Below are 15,236 nucleotides of genomic sequence, written 5' to 3'. Positions count from 1 at the left end.
GGTATTCAAGATGGGCGACGGGTGCGCTCATGGCAGCGCCTTGGGATTGCTGATTGCCAGCTGTGCGAGGGTGGTCTGTTGCAGCGCCTCAAGCAGCCGGCTGCGTTCATCGCCACCATCGAAACGGCCTTCGCGGATAGCGGCAGCGAGCCCTTGGCGGGCGTCACCCAGTGACAACTGGCGGTCGTCCAGCAGCGCCTGCAGGTGCTCATGCTCCAGACCATCAGCGCTGATTGCGTCCTGGTATTCGCGACCCGCGATGGCCATGGCATTGGCGACCATCAGGGTCAGGTAGCGTTTGTCGGCAGGCAGTGCCGGCAGCAGTTCCTGCAGCAGGGTCTGGCGAGCGATATGCAGCAGTTCGCGGGCGTCGGGGCGGTTCATTGTTTCGCTCCTGAGGTCAGGCGCAGGATTTCCAGTTCCAGCTCCGGCAGCAGGCGCCCGGTAAGCGCCAGTTCGAGTGACGGCTCTTCGCCCGAGAGATGGCGCTGGGTTTGTTGCAGGGCGATCACCGCCCAGCGCAAGGTCGCCATCACTTGCCAGTAATCGAGTTGTTCACGGTCGATGTGCAGCGCAGAAACCTCGCGGTAGCCGCGCAGAAAGTCCTCCAGTTGCCCGATGCCGCCTGCCTCGAGGTCTGGTCGAGCGAAGCGCCAGCAACGGGCGCAGAACCAGCCGATGTCTTCACGGGGGTCGCCCCAGCCGGTGAATTCCCAGTCCAGTACGGCCTGCAAGCCTGCTTCGTTGGCCAGGTAATTGCCGCTGCGATAGTCGCGATGCAGCAGGCACACCGTGCTGTCGGTCGGTGCGTTGAGCTCGCACCAGCGCAGGCCCCATTCCAGCACGGGGTGTGCGCCTTGATGGCGATCGAGAAAAGCGCGGTGCGTGGCGATGCTGGCCAGTGCCGGCGCGACGTCGGGCAGCGGCAGAAAGCCCAGCTCGCCACAGGGCGGGCGCAGTTGATGCAACCGCGCAAGGTTGGCACCCAACTCGGCAGCCAACTGCGCATTGCCTTCGGCAGCGCACTGGCCACTGAGCAACCGGCCCGCCGCAATGCCGGGCACCCACTCCATGAGGAAAAAGGCGCGGCCAATCACCGCCGGGTCCCGGCACAGCCACAGCGGCCGGGGCACTTTTACCCCGGCGCGATGCACCCGACTGAGCACGGCAAATTCCTGGGCGCGGCTCAGGCTAGCCGGCAACGCGGAGGCGGCGTCGCTGCGCAGAACCCAACGCTGTACACCGGCAAAGGGGCCGCCGTCGAGCTGCACGTCAAGCAGCCAGTTTTCCTGGATCGCCCCCCCTGAAAGCTGTTTGCGCTGCAAGATGACCACCCGCTGCGCCTGGGCCTGCTCGCCAATGAACGCCAGCAGGGGTTGATCGTTCGCCGCGTCGCTGTGTACGCCAGCGGCCTGGGATGCTGCGTTGAGACTGCTCATGACTCGATTCGCCCTGCCCTTGGGTATTTTTATCGGGGATTGCGTATGGCGAATTAGCTATAGCAACGGCCGGGCCAACTCCTGTCAGTACAGCCATGATTCGCCGCCAAGCCCCGCTCTTGTTGGGCAGCGCAAGTTTGCTCGATCACCCTTGAGCGGCATGGCAGTGGAAAGCCGTTTCACTCTTGAATCAAATCTGTTCAACTCTGAAAAACAATTTCATCCTTGAATAGAGGAGCCCCACATGCCGCTGCCCCGCGCCCAGATCGTCGTGCTCATCAGCCACCTGCAACGCCCCGACCAGCAGAGCCGGCTGGCGCGGGTAGTCGAAGGGTTGATGGGCGACTTTGCCGAAGAGACCCGCATCCAGGTGCTCGACACCTCGGTGGACGAAGCGCTGCAGGTGGCCTGCGAGCTGGAGCGGCGCGGCGAAGTCGATGTGTTCGTGTGCGCTGGCGCAACGGCGGCCTACCTGCGCAAACACCTCACCCGCCCGGTGCTGTCGATGCGCATCAGCGGCGCCGACCTGCTGCGCGCACTGGAGCAGGCGCGCGCGCACTCTTCACAGGTGGCAATCCTCAGCTACAGCCACATCAATGCCGAACTGCAGGCCATGGCCGGGCTGTTCACCGTGCAGTTCCACCAGGCGTCCTACACCACCCTGGAGCAGGCACGGGCAGCGGTGGACCAGGTGGCGAAGCTGGGATGCCGTAGTGTCATCGGCTCGTCGACGGTGCTGGAACTGGCCGAGCAGGCGGGCCTGCATGGGGTGCTGTCGCTGAGCACCGAGACCGTACGCAAGGCACTGGAAGAAGCGATTGGCATTCTGCACAGCCAGCGCATCGAGATCGCCAAGCGCCAGCACCTGAACGGTGTGTTGCAACACATCCCCGCCGGTGTGGCGGCGATTGACAACCATGGCATCGTGCAGTCGCTGAACCCGGCGCTGGCGCTGCTGCTGGACCTGCCGCCCAGCGCTGCACTGGGGCGCCCGCTGCAGGAGTTGTGCCCGGCGCTGGACCTGGCGCAAGCATTGCGCGATGGCATCGGCGAGGAAAACCAGGTGATCCGCCTGGGGACCCACCAGGTGGTCAGCAACCTGCTGCCGATCCTGGAAAACGGCCAGCGTACCGGCATGGTGCTGACCTGCCAGGACACCACCGCTGTACAGCGCGCCGACCAGCGCATCCGCGCCTCGCGCCGCCCCGGTGCATTCGTTGCCAAATACCGGCTGGAACAGATCAGCGGCAACAGCCTGGCCAACCGCGAACTGCTGCGCCTTGCCGAGCGCTATGCCCTGACCGACTCGACCATCCTTATCACCGGCGAGAGCGGCACGGGCAAGGAACTGCTGGCCCAGGGCATCCACAACGCCAGCAAGCGACCCCATGGGCCGTTCGTAGCGATCAACTGCGCAGCCTTCCCCGAGTCGCTGCTCGAAAGCGAACTGTTCGGCTATGAAGAAGGCGCATTCAGCGGTTCGCGCAAGGGCGGCAAGCCGGGCCTGTTCGAGGCAGCGCATCGCGGCACGCTGTTTCTCGATGAAATCGGCGACATGCCGGTGTCACTGCAGACCCGCCTGCTGCGTGTGCTACAGGAACGTGAAGTGTTGCGCCTGGGCGGCACCGAGCCGATCTCCATCGACGTGCGCATCATCGCCGCCACCCACCAGGACCTGCGCGGCGCTATCGAGGCCGGACAGTTTCGTACCGACCTGTATTACCGCCTGAACATCCTGCGCCTGCAGACCCTGCCACTGCGCGAGCGACGCGAGGACATCGCCCTGATCGCCCGCGGTATCGTCCAGGGCCTGCTGGTCAGCGGCCAGCCACGCGGTGCAGGCGCCCTGCCCCCGGCCTTGATGCCGTACCTGCTGGAGTACCCCTGGCCGGGCAACGTGCGCGAGCTTGAGAACATCGTCGAACGCGCGGTGCTCTCGGCCAAGGAGCTGACGCAGCATGGCGAGATCGACCAACAGCGGCTGGCGCGCTTGCTGCCTGAGTTGTTCGAACAACGCGAGGGCCCCTCGGCGCCTTTACCGGCAGTGACCGAAGACCTGCGCTCGCTGGGCAAGGCAGCGCAGTTGACGCATGTGCGCCAGACCCTGGAGGACTGCCAGGGCAATCACGACGAAGCGGCACGGCGGCTGGGTATCAGCCGCACGACCCTGTGGCGGCGCTTGCGGGGCTGATCAGCCCTTGTGGAAGCTGGCGCCAGTACCGCCTATGACCGCTTCGCGGCCGATCGTAGGCAAGACCAGCCCCATAAGTACTGTGCAGGGCAGCTTCTCCAGCAAAGCTCACACCACCGCTGTAGAAATAGGCTCGCCCGGCGAAACGGCCGGCACATGCGCCTGGTAAAAACACTTGAACGCCTCCGCCGGCATTGCCTTGGCGAAATACCACCCCTGGCCGAACTGCACCCCCTGACGGCGCAGGTAATCCGCTTGCGCCTGGGTCTCGATGCCCTCGGCGACGATCTGCAAGCCCAGGCTCCTGGCCATGTCGATGATATGGGTGGTCACCGAGCCGGCACCGGTGTCCGGGTCGAGGGTATCGACGAACGACTTGTCGATCTTCAGGATATCCAGGGGCAGTTGCTGCAGGTGCTGAAGGCTGGAAAAACCCGTACCAAAGTCATCGATGGCTGCCTGGTACCCCAATGCACGCGCCCGGTTCATGGCCGCCCGAGCGCTTTCGATCGCGACGAAGCCACGTTCTGTCGCTTCCAGCCAGATCTGCCCGGGATGCACTCCCGATTTATCCAGGGCACGCTCGAGCGCGGACAGGAAGCGGCCACTGCTGACATCCTCGGCCGCCAGGTTGATGGACACATGCAGGCTGCGATCCTCCACCAGCAGCGGGCCCAGGTCACGCATCACCTGCTCGAACACCTGATCGGTGATCGGCAGGATCAAGCCGCTCTTCTCGGCCAGCGGTATGAACAGGTCCGGGCTAACCAGGCTACCGTCCCGCCGGCGCCAGCGCAGCAGCGCCTCGGCACCGATGCAGCGGCCATCGCTCAGGCGCATGATTGGCTGGTAGTGAACAATGAACTGACGCCTGCGCACCGCCAGCCTCAGCTCGGCCAGCGGCGACAGACGCTGGCGTGTGCGCCTGATGAGCACCACCGCGAGCCCACCGGCAATCAAGCCGCCGATGGGCAGCAGCAACAGCTCCATTCTTATCAACCCTTGCAGCAACTCCTGGCGAGACAGTGCGGCAATGGCCACCCAATCGCCGCTGTGAACCAGGGTGTAGAGATAACCCTCCTCAAGCCCCTTGGCCGAGCCCGTATGCACGCGGCTCAGGAACCGCTCGACGCCCGGCCGCGAGGTACTGACCAGATGGCCACCCGCAGTACCCACTGCAAGATGGACGTTGTCTTCGAGGGGCACCTGGAGGAACTGCTCAGGGTCCACCAGCACGTTGAAGGCGGCGTACTGCAGGGCCATCATCGGTTTGGCGTGGACGATGTGCGGTTGCACACCAATGGATACACGCACGCCATCGGTGGTGGTGAAGTCTTCCCGCCAGGGCTTCACATGCTGGCCCATCGAGCCCCATGAACCGCAGGCGAAGACTTCTTCCTCGACATACCCGACCGACTTCACGGAAAACGTATTGATGGTCAACAGGCGCATCTCATCGATGCTTTCCGGTGTGCAGGGCACGAGGTGGGAGCCGGCAATGCGCTTGAGCGCGCCGGCCGCTTCATTGACGGTGCCACTGGCCCGGCCGGAGGCCACGACGGCCAGGGATTCCAGGCGTTGCTGGGCGGAGTGCAGATTGAGCATCCAAGCCAGATACCCCATCAGCAGAACCGGCAGAAGGACGCAAGGGAAACCCAGGAGGATGCTTTCCCAGACGATGCGTTTACGGTTCATGGTGCCGCCTTGGCCATTGGCCTGTGCCCAGCTACGTCAGCCTAGGCCTGCCCAGGCGCCGCCACATTGCCGCAGATCAACTTCCCCACCCGTGGCAATGGGCTTGTCCGCGATTGCGGTGTGCCAGGCAGATTGCTATCGCGGGGCAAGTCGAGACGTCGCACCGCCGCTCCTACAGGATCCGGTCCCACTGGCTTGCTACCTCCTGCACACTCGCGCATTTGATCCCGGCAAGATCGGTCGGGTAGTCGACACCCGGGTTCTCGCAAAACCGCGTGGCGGTGAATTGGCCGTTGCTGGCCCGCAGGATCAGGCCGGTGTCCTGGCACAGCGAACTGGCCAGGTACAGCACACCCGGTGTGACCCACTCCGGCTTGAGGTTCTCGGGCGGCTGGGTGATGCCCCACATGCGTGTCTTGGCCACCGGCGACACCGCGTTGACCAGGATGCCGTGCTCGCGGCCCTCCATGCTCAGTGCGTTCATGATGCCGATCTGCGCCATCTTTCCGGCCGCGTAGGCCGTCAGGCCGACCTGGGCGTATTGCGCATACATGGCGCGGTCGGAGGTGGTCAGCACCACCCGTGGGGCGGCGGAGCGCTTGAGGTGAGGCCAGGCATGCTTGCTCAACCAGATCGGTGCCTGCACGTTGATGCCCAGCGAGCGTTGCAGGAACGCAGCGTCTTGCTCTTCGATCGACTGATAGCCAACCCAGCCAGCGTTGTGGATCAGGATGTCGAGCCCGCCGAATCGCTCGATGGCCAGCGCCACCAGTGCCTTGCACCCCGCCTCCTCATCCAGGTTGCCTGCGTGTGCCACCACCTGCCCACCTTCGGCCTGCAATGCGCGTACGACGGCAGTTGCGACGCTTTCATCCTGGCCTGCGCCCGCCCGATCCGTACCCAGGTCGCTGATGACAACCCGGGCGCCTTCGGCCAGCAGGGCCTTGGCGTACGCGAGCCCAAGGCCTTGGGCTGCACCGGTGACGATGGCGACTTTATCTTTGAACAGCATGGTCCACTCCTTTGGCTAAGACTGCGACAGCCTAGCAGCCCTCAGCGGGCACTGGCATCCGCCTCGTGCTCGTCGGCAAAGGCCATGAACATCTCAAGGTCCAGCACCTCCAGCTTGATCCTGGCGATGAACGCCGAGAACGCCAGGTTGGCCGCCAGCAGCCGCAGGTCGCTGGCCCAGGCCGGGACATGGACCGGTCCCTTGAGCCAGCCTGAGTCGAACAGCGGCCCCAGGCGCACGGTATCGCTCAGGCTCAGGCGGCCGGCAAACAGGTGCCCGACCAGCTCCGGCCGGTTGTCGCGAATGGCGATGCGCATCAACGTGTGGACGCCAAGCAAACCGGTGAGGTAGGCCGCGTCCTTGGTGAACGCCGAGCCGCCACGCAGGTCGGCGCCACGGAAAATCCGTTGGGTCGAGCGGAAGGACTCCTCTTGTGACTGGCCCGTCGCCAGGAACCCTTCAAATACCTGGATGAAATCGGCGCCATCCATCGCCTGCTGGACCGCCAGCACACGCAGGGCCAGGCGACGCAGGCGGTTGATGTCCATGCTGCCGGTGAACAACTCGGCCAGGGTAGCGATGCCCTCCTGGGTCTGGGTGGTACGCGGCGCCCCCAGGCCCAGGCATTTGAGGTTGGGTTGCAACGCGCCGTTCTGCGCGGTGGCGACATGCACAAAGGCTTCGTGCTGCAACAACTGTTGCTTGTCCAGCTCCGAGAACAGTGCGCTGGCACGCAAGCGGATACGGCTCGTTCCGGCGATGGCCTTGGCGGCGAGGCTCGGGGCCAGCTTGATGGCGACCTGGCCGATGCCAAAAAAACGGTCCAGCTCCGGCTGCATCCAGGCAGCAAATTCTGCCGCCGGGATGTTGGCCTCGGTGGATGGAATACGGGTGCCGCCCAACAGCGCGTCGGTGGTGGTGAGGAAGAACCGGGCGGCGTCCAGCATGCTTAGCTGCTGCTTCGGATAATAGAAATCCGGTCGCCGGTACAGCGCCGAGGAATAGCCCGTGAAGGCCGGTGTGCCGATGGCACCCAGCATCCGTGCGGCGGTGGCGTAGCTGCGGGCGGTCATGGCCAGGTAGTGCCCGGCCGGGTGGCCTTCGTCGCACCGGCCGGCGAAGGCTTCAAGCGCGACAATGTCGCTGCTGTGGTCACGCGGGCGCTGCTCGACGTCGGGCAACCGCGCTTTGCCGCTGCGCCAGTTCGCCAGGAACACCGGCTCGACCCCATCGGGCCACGCCAGCGCATCCAGCACACGAATCTTGCGCGCCAGCAGCGGTAGCGCGGCATCGAGCTCGGTCAACGTGGCAAGGCTCATGGCGAGACCCATTGGCGATGAGGTTTCATCGAATAAGCGTAGCCGCTGTCGGCAGGCTGCGATTGGCTGCGCAGCAGTCGTCTCAGGGCCCTGCGACCGCTTTGCGGGCGATCGCAGCCTGGCGGCAGCGGCTACAAAACCAGTCGCCCCAAGCGGCGTGGCAACTAGCCATCATTTAATGCTCAAGATCTATCTATCCATGGCCGATACCATTCGAACGTCCCGATAAAAATCGAGTGAACTCACCACGCCATGAACAGAAGTCTTCGTTTCAGCCACAAAATTCTTTTGGCAGCGTCTTTGATCGTGATGCTCGCCTTCACCCTGTTCACCCTCTACAACGACTACCTGCAACGCAATGCCACCCGCGTCAGCCTGGAAAACTACCTGGCCGAAATGGGCGAATCGACCGCCACCAACATTCGCAACCTGCTGGAGGGGCGGATCACGCTGGTGGAAAACCTGGCGCAGAACATCGCCCAGGAACCTGCCAATGCCGAGACGCTGATGGGCCAGCAGGCGCTGGTTTCGAGCTTCCTGACCGTTTACCTGGGCAAGGTCGATGGCGGCTTCAGCGTGCGTCCCGACACCAAGATGCCCGAGGGCTACGACCCGCGCCCCCGTCCCTGGTACAAGGACGGCATGGCTGCCAGCGGCGCGATACTCACCGAACCCTACATCGACTTGACCACCAACAAGACGGTGATCGGCATCCTCAGCAAGGTGTCCAGCAGCATCGGTGTGGTCGGTGGCGACCTGTCGCTCGAAGGCTTGGTGCAGATCATCAATTCGCTGAACTTCGGCGGCATGGGCTACGCCTTCCTGGTCAACGACCAGGGCAAGATTCTGGTCCACCCGGACCAGGCGCTGGTAATGAAATCGCTGTCGGACCTGTTCCCGGGGCGCACGCCGAGACTGTCCGGTGAGCTGACCGAGGTCCAGGCCGATGGCCAGGCCCGCCTGCTGACGTTCACGCCGATCAAGGGGCTGCCTTCGGCCAACTGGTACATCGGCCTGTCGGTGGACAAGAACAAGGCCTATGCGATGCTCAGCGAGTTCCGCACCTCGGCGGTGATCGCCACCCTGGTGGCCGTGGCGATCATCATCGCCCTGCTCGGCCTGCTGATCCGCGTGCTGCTGCAACCGCTGCACACCATGACCCGGGCCATGGAAGACATCGCCCAGGGTGAAGGTGACTTGACCAAGCGCCTGGCCATCCACAGCCACGACGAGTTCGGTGACCTGGGTAACGCCTTCAACCGCTTTGTCGAACGTATCCATACCTCGATCCGCGAGGTGTCCTCGGCCACCGAGCAAGTCAACGAAGTAGCCCTGCGGGTGGTCAGCGCCTCCAACTCGTCGATGGTCAACTCCGACGAGCAATCCAACCGCACCAACAGCGTTGCCGCCGCGATCAACGAACTGGGCGCTGCCGCCCAGGAAATCGCCCACAACGCAGCGCAAGCTTCGCAGCAGGCAAGCTCGGCGCGCCGCCTGGCCGAAGAAGGCCAGCAGGTGGTCGACCGCAACATCGCCGCCATGAACCGCCTTTCCGACCTGATCTGCACCTCCAGCTCGCACATCGAAACGCTCAACAGCAAGACGGTGAACATCGGCCAGATCCTCGAAGTGATCACCAGCATTTCCCAACAGACCAACCTGCTGGCCCTCAACGCCGCCATCGAAGCGGCGCGGGCCGGTGAAGCCGGTCGTGGCTTTGCCGTGGTCGCCGATGAAGTACGCAACCTCGCGCACCGCACCCAGGAATCGGCGCAGCAGGTACAGAACATGATCGAGGAATTGCAGGTGGGCGCCCGCGAGTCGGTCGAAACCATGGGCCAGAGCCAGCGCCACAGCCAGGACAGCGTCGAAATCGCCAATCAGGCCGGTGAGCGCCTGGGCAGCGTGAACCTGCGCATTGGCGAAATCGACGGGATGAACCAGTCGGTGGCCACAGCGACCGAAGAACAGACCGCCGTGGTCGAGGCGATCAACATGGACATCAATGAAATCAATATGCTCAACCAGGAAGGGGTCGAGAACCTGCAGGCCACCCTGCGCGCCTGCGCTGACCTGGAACAACAGGCCAGCCGCCTGAAGCACCTGGTGGGCAGCTTCCGTATCTGAGCGCACTGACGGTGGGGGCCACTGTCGTACACAGCACTGGTGGGAGCCCCCAGTGCTGTTACGGCTCCAGCAGTTCGCTGATCCATCGAACGTGCCGGGCGACCTCTTCAGGCGCCGCCTGGTGTGCCAGGATCCGTTGCTTGAGCCGCAACCGGCGTTGCCATTTGCGCAGGAACGCCTCGCTGCGCGCCTGCATCAGCAACGGGCCGAAGTACAGCTCCAGGTCGGTGTACGCCACAGGCTCGCCACGCTCGGCGACGATGATCTCGTAATCGAAGCGGTTCTCGCGCAGCACCTCTTCATGGAGGATGCGGTAACCGTTTTCCATCAGCCACCGGCGCAATGGCTGTTCGCCGCCGTTCGGCTGCAGGATCAGCCGCGCCTTCCCGCACAGGCGCATGTTGTCGCGCTCGAGGATGTCGCGGATCGTCTCGCCGCCCATACCGCACAGACTCACGGCGGTGATCCCGTCACTCGGCTCGATCGCCGCCAGGCCGTTGGCCAGGCGTACGGTAATGTGCTGTTCCAGGCCTTCTTCGCGCACCGTGCGTTCGGCCGCGCGAAAAGGCGTCAACGCCACCTCGCCGGCCACCGCCGCCGCAATCAGGCCACGGCGCATCAAGGCCACCGGCAGATAGCCGTGATCCGAGCCGATATCGGCCAGGCGCGCCCCGGCCGGCACCTGCGCTGCCACGCGCTCAAGGCGCATGGACAATGTCTGTTCGTTCAACCGCTGCCCTTCTTCATTTGCCCGGATCGGGGCGCGATTCTGTCGGGCAATGCCGCGCATTTCAACCCGCCGGGAACAACTGACTTGGACCAGGACCGCTGCGCGCTCGATCGCAGGCTGCCGCCAGCGGCTACACGGTTTGGCCTGCACCTGTAACCGCTACCCGACCGCGCAGTCTTTTATCCGCTCACGCAGCCATTTCAGGCCAGGGTCGGTATCGAACCGGTTGTGCCAGTAGGCAACCAGTTCCGGCGCCGGAAAGTCGACCGGCGGCTCGTGGCAACTGAGGCCGAACGTTGGCGCAAAGACACGGGCGATCGGGCCCGGCAAATTGCAGATGTAGCCTGTCTGTGAAGCGATCACCGGCATCGCCATGAAGTTCTGCACCAGTACCCCGATGCGCCGGGCAAGGCCTCGGGCCTTGAGGGTGGTATCGATGATGTTGCCTTCGCGCTGGTGTATTTCGATCATCACCTGTGGCCGTTCGAGGTACAGCTCCAGGGGGAAGCGTCCGGGCGCAAGGCCTTCGCGCTCCCAGATCAGCGTAAGCAGGGAAACCGTGGTGATCGACTCGTGGCGCAGGCTCGCACCCTGCGCCATGGGCGTGCTGATGACCAGATCAATTTCACCTCGCTCCAGCAACGGCGCCAAGGTGCTGGCAGGCGGCAGCGGCACCACCTCGATCATCACCCCGGGTGCCTCGCGGGCGATGTGTTGGATCAGCCTGGGCAGGATCAGGAATTCGACGAAGTCGCCTGAGGCAATCCGGAACGTGCGCTGCGCTGCCCCCGGCAGAAAGGGTACGGAGCCTTGCAAAACGTCATCCAGCCGCGTCAGTGCATCACGCACCGGGCCTATCAGTTCGGTGGCGCGCGCCGTCGGCACCAAGCCGTTGCGCCCGTTCACGAACAGTTCATCGCCCAGCCGCTCGCGCAATCGTCGCAGGGCATGACTCACCGCTGGCTGGCTGAGTGCCAGGCGCTCGCTGGCGCGAGTGACGTTCTGTGTCTCCCACAAGGTGGCGAAAACCACCAGCAGGTTCAGGTCCAGGGTACGGGTATTAATATTCTGCATTCCCGGAATTCCACATATTCATTTCCTTCACGGTACAGGCTTTGGTGTAGTCGCTCCACCCATCATCTGTGCGAGCGCGCAACCATGAATAACAATAAAACCCTGCAAATGGGCTGGTTCATCCCAACCATTGGCGACACCACTGCCTTCAGTGATCCGACCAAAAGCATCTCGCAGTCCCGCGAGCATTTCGAGCGGGTGGCCGTTACCGCCGAAGAAGCCGGGTTCGATTACGTATTGGTGCCAGTGACCCCCTTCTGCTGGGACGCCTGGGTGACCGCCGCATTCGTGATTGCCCGCACCGAGCGTCTGAAGGCGTTGGTGGCGGTCAAGCCAGGCTTCATCCATCCGGTCGCCCAGGCAAAGATGTTCGCCACCTTCGACCAGATGTCCAAGGGCCGCATCTACATCAACCTGATCGCCGGCCTCAGTGAGAAAGATGCCTACACCGAGGGCCAGATCAGTTCCAAGGAAGGGCGTTATGAGCAGATGGAAGAAGAAGTCGAGCTGATGAAACGCCTGTGGACCGAGGAAAGCGTGGAGCACGAGGGCAGGTATTACCAGGCTCACGGCCCGAAGATCATCCCGGCACCGCTCCAGCAGCCTCACCCGCCGTTCTTCCTCGGTGGCGGCTCCGAACAGGCCGCCGAAATTTCGGCCAAACACTCCTCGGTACACCTGTTCTGGGGCGATTACCCGGAGCGTATCGCCGAACAGGTCAAGGAAATGCGTGAACGCGCGGCCAAGTATGGCCGTGGTGAGGAAATCGAGTTCGCCATGCGTCTGCAGATCATCTGCCGCGAGACCGAAGAGCAGGCCTGGGCCGCCGCCGATGCGCTGGTCGATGGTGCCGACCCGGCCTGGACCGAGCAGGTCAAAACCATGATGGCTGAGTCTGTCGCCAACCAACGGCAGAAAGAACTGTCCCGAACGGTCGGGCGCAAGATGACCCCGCACCTGTGGACCGGCATCACCGAGGTGCGGCCCGGTGCCGGCGTGGCGGTGGTCGGCAACCCCCAGCAAGTCGCCGACCAGTTGCTGGCCTTCGTCGACGCCGGTTGCACCGGCTTCTGCCTCTCCGGCTACCCGCACCACGAAGAAGCAGAGCGCTTCGGTCGCCTGGTCATGCCACTGCTCAAGCGCTGAGTCACTCCACACCAACAACAATTAGCCGCTGGCACGCCCGGCGGCAATGGAGTCCATGTCAATGAACACTTCCAACTTCGAACCCCGGCAGTTCCGCCAGGCGCTGGGCGCCTTCACCACCGGCGTGACCATCGTTACCACCCGTGGCCTGGATGGTCAGGACTATGGACTGACTGCCAACAGTTTCAACTCGGTCTCGATCGACCCGCCGATGGTGCTGTGGAGCATCAACAAGGATTCCTCCTCGGCACACGCCTTTACCGAGGGCTCGCACTTTGCCGTGCACATTCTGGCAACTGACCAGGAGGTGTTGTCCAACCGTTTCGCCAAAAGCGCCAGCGACAAGTTCGAAGCGCTCGAGCTGCAACGCGGTCCTAGCGACATTCCCTTGCTCGATGGCTGCTCGGCTCGCTTCCAGTGCAAGACCACCTACCAGTACGAGGGTGGCGATCACATCATCCTGGTCGGTGAGGTACTGGCCTTCGACCGTGTCGACAAAGCCCCTCTGGTATTCCACGGTGGCGGTTACCGCCGCCTGCTTCCTGTGCAGAACAACATCGACGGCGCTCCCGCAGCGCGCTAGGGCAACACTGCGCGGTGTGCCGAACGCCGCGCGGCCTCGACTTCAACACTCAGTCCCAGAGGTAAACCGTCGATGACCCGTACAACAACTCTGCACACTGCGGCCGTGCCCTGCCCTGCACCGTGGCTACCCAGCCGTGGCCAGGCCAGCTATGCCCTGGGTGTGCTGCTGCTTGCCTATATGTTCTCGATCATGGACCGGCAGATTCTCAGTCTGCTGGTCGGGCCGATCCAGCAGTCCCTTCACGTCAACGACACCTGGATGGGCATGCTCCACGGTTTCACGTTCGCGGCCTTCTACTCCCTGGCAGGCCTGCCACTGGCCCGACTGATCGATCGTGGCAATCGGCGCCTGATTATCACGGTCGGCATCGGCGTATGGTGCCTGGCCACCGCTGCCAGCGGCCTGGCCACCGAATTCTGGCACCTGCTGGTGGCCCGCATCTGTGTGGCGGTGGGCGAAGCAGTACTGCTGCCGGGTGCCGTGTCGCTGATCAGCGACCTGTTCGTGCCACACAAGCGCGGCCGCGCCCTGGGTGTATTCGGCGCCGGCGGCCCGGTCGGTGTGGGGGGTGGTCTGCTGGCCACCGGCCTCGTGCTCGGCTACTTCAGCGCCCATCCCGTGACCTTGCCCGTACTGGGAACCCTGGCTCCCTGGCAGACCACGTTGATGTCCATCGGCCTGCCGGGGCTGATCGTACTGGCACTGATGTTTGGCGTACCGGAACCGCGCATGCGTGGTGCCAGGGTTGTGCCGGGGTCGGCGCCGCTGGGCGTGCCGCTGGCGGAAGTCGGGGCATTCCTGCGTAGCAACCAGCGTTCCTTCGCCACCATTGTGCTCGGACTGGGCTGCTACAACGCCGCAGTCTATGGCGGCGGTACCTGGGTGCCGAGCTATCTGGTACGCGAGTTCGGCTGGACTTACGCCAAAGCCGGCACCGTGATGGGGCTGATCATGTGCGTAAGCGCGCCTCTGGGTGTGCTCGGTGCCAGTTGGCTCGGGGAATTCTGGCACCGTCGCGGCGTGGAAAACGGCAACCTGCGCGTCGCGATCATCGCCAGCATCGGCCTGCCCGTGGGCGCGATCCCCTTGTTGCTGGCGCCCGATGCCTCCATGGCGCTGCCGTTCCTGGCCCTCACCGCCGCCTTATGGGTGTGCCTGTTCGGCGTTGGCCCAGCGTTGATCGTCGAGATGTCGCCCACGCCGATGCGCGGACAGTTCATCGCCTTGTTCACCGGTGTCCTCAACCTGCTCGGTGCCGGCATCGGCCCGGTGGCCATCGGCGTCATCACCGACTACGTGCTGGCCGACCCTGCCGCCATCCGCTACTCGATCCTGGCCGTCACGCTGATTGCCTGCACCCTTGCTGCAGTACTGCTGTCGGGTGCCCGGCGCAGCTTCAGCCGGACCCTGCAGTTGGCGCGTGGATGGCAGCCTGGCTCCAACTGTGCAATCCAACCCGGTAATAAACGAGACCCCTCATGAATACAATCAAAGGCAACTGTCTGTGTGGCGGCATCCACTACTCCAGCCACCTCGCCCCGCTGTCCACCGCAGTCTGTCACTGCATCGACTGCCAAAAGCAGAGCGGCAGCGCTTTTTCGGTCAACCTGCTGGTGCAGGCCGAAGGCTTCCTGGTCCAGGGCGTCAGCCTGGGTTGTTACGCCAAGGCCGGAGGCAGTGGCCTGCCGGTCAAACGCTACTTCTGCACCCGATGTGGCTCGGCACTGTATTCGGAAATCGCTTCGATGCCGGGCGTGCTGGCGGTCAAGGCCGGCACCCTGAGCCATCCGCGCAACAGCGCACCGAATCTGCACCTGTGGTGCGCCTCGGCACAGCCCTGGGTGGTGATCGACCGCTCCCTACCGTGCTTCGAGCAGACACCCACCGAGTGAACGACCACGACCCGGCGGAGGCTTG

The 15,236-nt window shown here is 64.0% G+C and carries 14 protein-coding genes and 1 pseudogene; 8 read left to right on the top strand and 7 right to left on the bottom strand.

The genetic code is table 11. The features are described from left to right. Positions 1 to 27: 27 nt before the first annotated feature. Both H621_RS0100710 and H621_RS0100705 read right to left on the bottom strand, forming a co-directional pair. Positions 28 to 384: a DUF6285 domain-containing protein gene (locus tag H621_RS0100710; RefSeq protein WP_028941528.1), complete on the bottom strand. Its 357-nt coding sequence runs from the start codon at positions 382 to 384 to the stop codon at positions 28 to 30. After that, entirely contained in the window at positions 381 to 1,439 is a 1,059-nt protein-coding gene (locus tag H621_RS0100705) for a phosphotransferase family protein (protein ID WP_036989277.1), read from the bottom strand. Before H621_RS0100705 ends, H621_RS0100710 begins: the two co-directional genes overlap by 4 nt. Here H621_RS0100705 and H621_RS28370 point away from each other — a divergent pair. Together H621_RS28370 and prpR are read left to right on the top strand one after the other, a co-directional pair. After that, the gene (locus H621_RS28370) at positions 1,438 to 1,668 is read left to right on the top strand and encodes a hypothetical protein (RefSeq protein ID WP_156905585.1); all 231 of its coding nucleotides are present in this window, start codon (positions 1,438 to 1,440) and stop codon (positions 1,666 to 1,668) included. The genes H621_RS0100705 and H621_RS28370 overlap by 2 nt on opposite strands. Positions 1,669 to 1,683: 15 nt before the next feature. After that, the gene (gene prpR, locus H621_RS0100700; protein WP_028941526.1) at positions 1,684 to 3,630 is read left to right on the top strand and encodes a propionate catabolism operon regulatory protein PrpR; all 1,947 of its coding nucleotides are present in this window, start codon (positions 1,684 to 1,686) and stop codon (positions 3,628 to 3,630) included. Between the two features lie 108 nt (positions 3,631 to 3,738). Here the strand turns inward: prpR and H621_RS26750 are convergent, their stop codons facing one another. The 3 genes from H621_RS26750 to H621_RS0100685 all read right to left on the bottom strand — a co-directional run bounded on the left by H621_RS26750 (position 3,739) and on the right by H621_RS0100685 (position 7,656). Further along, positions 3,739 to 5,325: an EAL domain-containing protein gene (locus H621_RS26750; RefSeq protein WP_051270364.1), complete on the bottom strand. Its 1,587-nt coding sequence runs from the start codon at positions 5,323 to 5,325 to the stop codon at positions 3,739 to 3,741. A 172-nt stretch (positions 5,326 to 5,497) separates the two neighbouring features. Continuing rightward, positions 5,498 to 6,337 carry an SDR family NAD(P)-dependent oxidoreductase gene (locus H621_RS0100690; protein WP_028941525.1) on the bottom strand — a complete coding sequence of 280 codons (840 nt, stop codon included), beginning with the start codon at positions 6,335 to 6,337 and terminating at the stop codon, positions 5,498 to 5,500. A 41-nt stretch (positions 6,338 to 6,378) separates the two neighbouring features. Further along, the gene (locus H621_RS0100685; protein WP_028941524.1) at positions 6,379 to 7,656 is read right to left on the bottom strand and encodes a tyrosine/phenylalanine carboxypeptidase domain-containing protein; all 1,278 of its coding nucleotides are present in this window, start codon (positions 7,654 to 7,656) and stop codon (positions 6,379 to 6,381) included. 252 nt (positions 7,657 to 7,908) lie between these two features. On the opposite strand from H621_RS0100685, the pseudogene H621_RS29150 reads away from it, so the two are divergent. Together H621_RS29150 and H621_RS29145 are read left to right on the top strand one after the other, a co-directional pair. Beyond that, positions 7,909 to 8,925, top strand: a pseudogene (locus tag H621_RS29150) (HAMP domain-containing protein); the annotation flags it as partial. A gap of 93 nt (positions 8,926 to 9,018) precedes the next feature. Then, a complete protein-coding gene (locus H621_RS29145) occupies positions 9,019 to 9,783 on the top strand; it encodes a methyl-accepting chemotaxis protein (RefSeq protein WP_413694618.1) in 765 nt (254 codons plus the stop codon). A gap of 58 nt (positions 9,784 to 9,841) precedes the next feature. On the opposite strand, the gene H621_RS0100675 is transcribed toward H621_RS29145, so the two are convergent. Continuing rightward, on the bottom strand, positions 9,842 to 10,513 hold the full coding sequence (locus H621_RS0100675) for a tRNA (adenine(22)-N(1))-methyltransferase (RefSeq protein WP_280643186.1): 672 nt from the start codon (positions 10,511 to 10,513) through the stop codon (positions 9,842 to 9,844). A 159-nt stretch (positions 10,514 to 10,672) separates the two neighbouring features. After that, entirely contained in the window at positions 10,673 to 11,587 is a 915-nt protein-coding gene (locus tag H621_RS0100670) for a LysR family transcriptional regulator (RefSeq protein ID WP_028941521.1), read from the bottom strand. Positions 11,588 to 11,671: 84 nt separating this feature from the next. Here H621_RS0100670 and H621_RS0100665 point away from each other — a divergent pair, with 84 nt between their 5' ends. The 4 genes from H621_RS0100665 to H621_RS0100650 all read left to right on the top strand — a co-directional run bounded on the left by H621_RS0100665 (position 11,672) and on the right by H621_RS0100650 (position 15,211). Continuing rightward, positions 11,672 to 12,733 (top strand): LLM class flavin-dependent oxidoreductase, encoded by a 1,062-nt coding sequence (locus H621_RS0100665; protein WP_028941520.1) that lies wholly within the window; start codon positions 11,672 to 11,674, stop codon positions 12,731 to 12,733. A 61-nt stretch (positions 12,734 to 12,794) separates the two neighbouring features. Continuing rightward, positions 12,795 to 13,316 (top strand): flavin reductase family protein, encoded by a 522-nt coding sequence (locus H621_RS26745; RefSeq protein WP_051270361.1) that lies wholly within the window; start codon positions 12,795 to 12,797, stop codon positions 13,314 to 13,316. A gap of 72 nt (positions 13,317 to 13,388) precedes the next feature. Then, positions 13,389 to 14,801 carry an MFS transporter gene (locus H621_RS0100655; protein WP_051270356.1) on the top strand — a complete coding sequence of 471 codons (1,413 nt, stop codon included), beginning with the start codon at positions 13,389 to 13,391 and terminating at the stop codon, positions 14,799 to 14,801. Continuing rightward, positions 14,798 to 15,211 carry a GFA family protein gene (locus tag H621_RS0100650; protein ID WP_028941518.1) on the top strand — a complete coding sequence of 138 codons (414 nt, stop codon included), beginning with the start codon at positions 14,798 to 14,800 and terminating at the stop codon, positions 15,209 to 15,211. The genes H621_RS0100655 and H621_RS0100650 overlap by 4 nt, the downstream gene beginning before the upstream one ends. The last annotated feature ends 25 nt before the right edge of the window (positions 15,212 to 15,236 follow it).

The sequence above is a fragment of the Pseudomonas vranovensis DSM 16006 genome, from assembly GCF_000425805.1.
In the GTDB taxonomy this organism is placed as follows: domain Bacteria; phylum Pseudomonadota; class Gammaproteobacteria; order Pseudomonadales; family Pseudomonadaceae; genus Aquipseudomonas; species Aquipseudomonas vranovensis.
Note: the sequence above shows the minus strand (reverse complement) of the source record. Positions and strands in the feature narration are given on the sequence as shown.

Excerpts from the sequence above, each read along its gene's own strand:
- H621_RS28370 (WP_156905585.1), top strand. The coding sequence starts at position 1,438 with ATGACTCGATTCGCCCTGCCCTTGGGTATTTTTATCGGGGATTGCGTA.
- H621_RS0100665 (WP_028941520.1), top strand. The coding sequence starts at position 11,672 with ATGAATAACAATAAAACCCTGCAAATGGGCTGGTTCATCCCAACCATT.
- H621_RS0100685 (WP_028941524.1), bottom strand. The coding sequence starts at position 7,656 with ATGAGCCTTGCCACGTTGACCGAGCTCGATGCCGCGCTACCGCTGCTG.
- H621_RS0100655 (WP_051270356.1), top strand. The coding sequence starts at position 13,389 with ATGACCCGTACAACAACTCTGCACACTGCGGCCGTGCCCTGCCCTGCA.
- H621_RS29145 (WP_413694618.1), top strand. The coding sequence starts at position 9,019 with ATGGTCAACTCCGACGAGCAATCCAACCGCACCAACAGCGTTGCCGCC.
- H621_RS26750 (WP_051270364.1), bottom strand. The coding sequence starts at position 5,325 with ATGAACCGTAAACGCATCGTCTGGGAAAGCATCCTCCTGGGTTTCCCT.
- H621_RS26745 (WP_051270361.1), top strand. The coding sequence starts at position 12,795 with ATGAACACTTCCAACTTCGAACCCCGGCAGTTCCGCCAGGCGCTGGGC.
- H621_RS0100650 (WP_028941518.1), top strand. The coding sequence starts at position 14,798 with ATGAATACAATCAAAGGCAACTGTCTGTGTGGCGGCATCCACTACTCC.
- prpR (WP_028941526.1), top strand. The coding sequence starts at position 1,684 with ATGCCGCTGCCCCGCGCCCAGATCGTCGTGCTCATCAGCCACCTGCAA.
- H621_RS0100705 (WP_036989277.1), bottom strand. The coding sequence starts at position 1,439 with ATGAGCAGTCTCAACGCAGCATCCCAGGCCGCTGGCGTACACAGCGAC.
- H621_RS0100710 (WP_028941528.1), bottom strand. The coding sequence starts at position 384 with ATGAACCGCCCCGACGCCCGCGAACTGCTGCATATCGCTCGCCAGACC.
- H621_RS0100690 (WP_028941525.1), bottom strand. The coding sequence starts at position 6,337 with ATGCTGTTCAAAGATAAAGTCGCCATCGTCACCGGTGCAGCCCAAGGC.
- H621_RS0100670 (WP_028941521.1), bottom strand. The coding sequence starts at position 11,587 with ATGCAGAATATTAATACCCGTACCCTGGACCTGAACCTGCTGGTGGTT.